Source organism: Bartonella sp. AP40SXNS (assembly GCF_042195825.1).
Classification (GTDB): domain Bacteria; phylum Pseudomonadota; class Alphaproteobacteria; order Rhizobiales; family Rhizobiaceae; genus Bartonella.
Genome location: NZ_JBHIPB010000036.1, coordinates 1 through 4,219 on the forward strand (window position 1 = coordinate 1; position 4,219 = coordinate 4,219).

General features: G+C 39.5%; 2 protein-coding genes. Both read right to left on the reverse strand.

What is annotated here, in order from left to right:
* The coding region (locus tag ACFILZ_RS09295) for a DEAD/DEAH box helicase family protein (RefSeq protein WP_375610985.1) at window positions 1–2,579 on the reverse strand (2,579 nt) is incomplete at its 3' end.
* Window positions 2,580–3,244: 665 nt separating this feature from the next.
* On the reverse strand, window positions 3,245–4,219 hold a 975-nt coding region (locus ACFILZ_RS09300; protein WP_375610986.1), incomplete at its 5' end, for a DUF3987 domain-containing protein.

Genomic DNA, 4,219 nt, shown 5'->3' on the forward strand with positions numbered 1-4,219 from the left:
CCAGAGGCGCGGAATTTTACACTGTTATAAAACCCTTGGAGTTCTAAAGACTCTTGCTTGATATCGGTTTTATCCAATTCAGCTAAAATCCTTTCCATCGCTTGTGAGATGCTATTGTTCTGGACAAATTCATTGCCCTCAAACAAGGCTTCAAACACGGGACGCGTCACAAGATGTTGTCCTAACATCTCAAGGGCTTCTTCTTGCGTAATACTGTCGTTTAAATTGCTCTTTAATTCCTTATGAAACGCATCAAAAGCACACCGCGCTTTGCCTTTCTCATCAGAAAGAATATCTTTAAGATGATTGATATGGTTTTGTGCAATCTCAGCAACATTGTTCGCCCATATGCCCCAATAATCAGAAAGGGTCGATCTTTTAACTAGAACCGTTTTAAGTGCATTAGGAAATGCTGCTACAAAATTGAAGCTTGTTTGTCCGTTATGAGTGGAAAGCGATTTACGAATTGGAGAGACATTGCTTGCGCTTGCATGCTCTGCTCTTGCTTGAAGCGGGATATTGTCAACAACCGTGGTGACATTCTCTAAATCCATATTTTGAGAAACCGTTATAATCTCTAAAATAGGGCTTACATCTTGTCCTAAATTCATCTGATTGAGCGTTTTACTAAAATTCTCATCATGAGAAAGCAGCGCATCGAGAACTTGCCAAACAACACTGTATTTCGTATTGTTCTTTAAAGCTTTTTCGGGGTCAATTCCAGCCGGCACTCCAACGGGTAAAATGATATAGCCTCTTTTCTTGCCTGGAGCGCGCCGCATCACACGTCCTACCGCCTGTATCACATCGACTTGGCTTTTACGCGGGTGTAAAAACATCACCGCATCAAGAGAAGGAACATCTACACCTTCTGAAAGGCACCTTACATTGGTGAGCACACGGCAGTGATTTTCCCCCACATTTTCTTCCAACCAATCCAGTTTTCTTGATCGTTCCTTGGCGCCATCCTTCCCATCAATATGATCAACTTCACAGATCAGACGGGGTGTATCGGGGTGGTTTTGATAAAGTCTATTGAAAATCCGCTTAACCCCTTTTCCTTGGAAGGTATCACGGATATTTTTAGAGGTCTTGATATCTTTACAAAAAGCCAAAGCCCGCCGCATGGGGCTCGTATCATCTCCAAGATCAGCTTTTAGATCCAGTTTGGTTAAAGCTTGATAACAGCCAACAATTTTTGTTCTATAATCTAAAGTAAGTTCATAATCTTTACTTGTGGTAGGCATCTCCATGGTTTTACTGATTTTCCCCTCATCAACCCCCAAAACAATAATCTTATAAGGGGTTAACAGTTCATTCTTGACCGCATCAGTGAAGCTATAAGTATAAAGCGCTTTTCCATAAATGGCTTCATTATCCATAGAGGCTAAAACAGCATCAACCTCATCAGCACGCCTTTTGGCATGGTTACTAAAGATACGAGGCGTTGCCGTCATGTATAGACGTTTCTTGCCTCGAATAAGAGTGTTATCATGAACCTTGATAAAATCAGATTCACTGTCTTCTGTTCCCAATGAAGCCCCCGTTGTTCTATGCGCCTCATCACAAATAATCAAATCAAAGGCTGCTAAACCATGATCCTTTTGCGCATCAACAATGACTTGTATTGATTGATAGGTTGCAAAAATAACACTCATCGCATGGGGAGAAGAGTTGCCTACTTTCTCGACAAGCCTAGAGGCATCTGTGGTAGCAGGGAGGGCTAAATCCGATGCCGATATTTCTCCATCATCTTCTTGGTTTTTACGACGCTTGCCGATTTGCTTATCCGAACACACGGCAAAGCAACGCAAGGGCACTTGTGCATCGGCTGTCCATTCACGAATGCTTTGTGACATCAAGGCAAGAGAAGGGACCAAAAACAATACATGCTTGCCTTGACCTGCTATGGTTTCTGCTATCTTCAAACTGGTGAAAGTCTTGCCCGTTCCACATGCCATAATGAGCTTGCCACGGTCTGCTTCTTTTAACCCTTCACAAACCGCTTTGAGCGCTTCTTTCTGATGATCTAAAAGCTTTTTCTTCGTTTGCTCATAAAGAACAATGTTGCCTGTCTTATCAAAAACACCCCAATCGATTTGACTATTTTCCATATCAAACAGATTAATCCGATAAACCGGAACCGCTTGCCCTTCAATCATGGTATTGGCATTTTCGCTTAAGTCTTTTTCGGTGCTATCAATGAGAAGACGGTATTTAAATCTCTTTTTACCAGAAATGGCGATAAAGCTTTCAATATCATCTTGGGTAATCTGATGATTGGTCTCATAAAATTGACAGCGAATAGCAACATAATCGTCTTGATCACGAATTTTCGCCACCAAATCAATATCAGTGTCTCTATCGCTTCCTTTCCACCCCTTTTCGTCTGCTACCTCTCTATAAGTTTGAACCTTTTCGTATTCTTGGCATTGAAGCGGGTCTTGCGTCAAATAAGCTATGACAAACTTTTCAAAAGCGGCTTGCTTATCTTGCTCTGATATCGCTTGATCACGATAGGCTTGTAAGAGAGAGCGTAAAGAAACGTGTTTATTATCAGAATAAAGAGGGTGAGACATAAAGAACAAACTCCATGACAATATATTCTACAGATCGATTCTCTTTCAAAAGAATCAAAATGAAGCTTATTAAATCCATTTTGAACGAATTGAGAAAAAATGTAGAAAAATGCTAAAAAAGCCGCTCTTTTTTTCAAAAAGGGTTTTTAAAGGCTGCTTATCCACAGCCCATGACATGGAATAAGATCAGCAAAATAGTGAAATTTGCTGTTCGTTTCACGTATTCATCAAGACAAATGAACTATGTACATAAAAATATCAGAATGAGTATTTTGATAAGTTTTATTACGAATTTTGCTTATAGGTTTTGAAGGTGTAAAAACCGTCAAAACCCCCTCAAAACGTATATTATTAGTTGAATTTATAGATTGCATTATCAATAGAGGTTGTTTTTTTAAGATCTGTAAAATCTTAACACATTGAAAAATAATGTTTTTACTTTTTATCGTTTTTTTACATAATAGCAGCAACCCTCAAAACTCAAAACCCCGTCAAAACCTATAGAGGTTGTGTTTTGGATATCTTTGACACAAGGTTAAAAGGACTCTTTATGTTTCTTCTTTAAAAAATGATAAAACAAAAACCCTCAAAGATACTTTGTAAACCCTCTGTTGGTACGATAAGATCTTTGAAGGTTTTAAGAATAACAAAAGATTACAATGACTTCATTGTTTTATGCTGTTGTTTTTAACGAAAGGATTCCATTCATAGCGTATGGTAGGTCGACCGCTTTGAGAGCTATTTTCCACTGATATTTGACGAATATGATTGGAACGACATAAGAGCTCTAAAGCTTGCTTAACGGCTCTATTATCTGTTAAACCGATCCAACTTCTTTGATGAATATCACGTAAAGTAAAGACATCGGGTAAATGATCACAGCGCTCGACAATCAATTTTGCCCCCTCTGTTGCTAAGCTATCCGCCGCCGCATAGAGCCTTTTGACATGACTTAACAAATATTTTTCCCATCGCAAGGCTCTTTCAAGGGCATCTCTATTGATTTCCAAACGCCCCCCTTCGGTTAATTCAAAAATTAATGCAAGACTTACTATGGTCTTAGGCATTTTCAAAAGATGCGCTTGTAAGCTTTCAGAAAGGTTGTTCTCTTTGGCTTCTTTAAAAATCTTTTGCATCCATTCACGAAACATCTCTTGAGCTTCAGCAGAAAAGCGCATCACAAGAGGGTGTTCTGGTGAACCAAGGGGAGTATCATAAAGAGAACGAAATGCCCCTTCATAAGTTTCCCATGCCTCTTGATTGGGCGGTCTATCAACCCATTTCCAATCTTTTGTCTCATCGGGAAAGACAAGCATTTGAAAGCGTTGTAAAAAACCATCATTGCCTTTGCCATATAAAACATTGCGTATAAAGGGCAGAATGCGAGAGGGTTGAATGCCCCCTATAATAGAAACGGTTGCATTGGGAATAAAAATGGTTCCACGCCCAATCCGGTCATAAGTAAATTGACCATCTCCATTAAAAGCTTCCAAATAAAAGGAACGGTCTGTTTGATATTCCTTCCGTTCCATATCTGTTAAGAAACCGGATAATTCATCACGCACCATCAAGAGACCACGGGGGTTTTCTTTTAAAAGTTCCCCAAGCTTTTCAACGGTCACATCATTGACAATAAAACG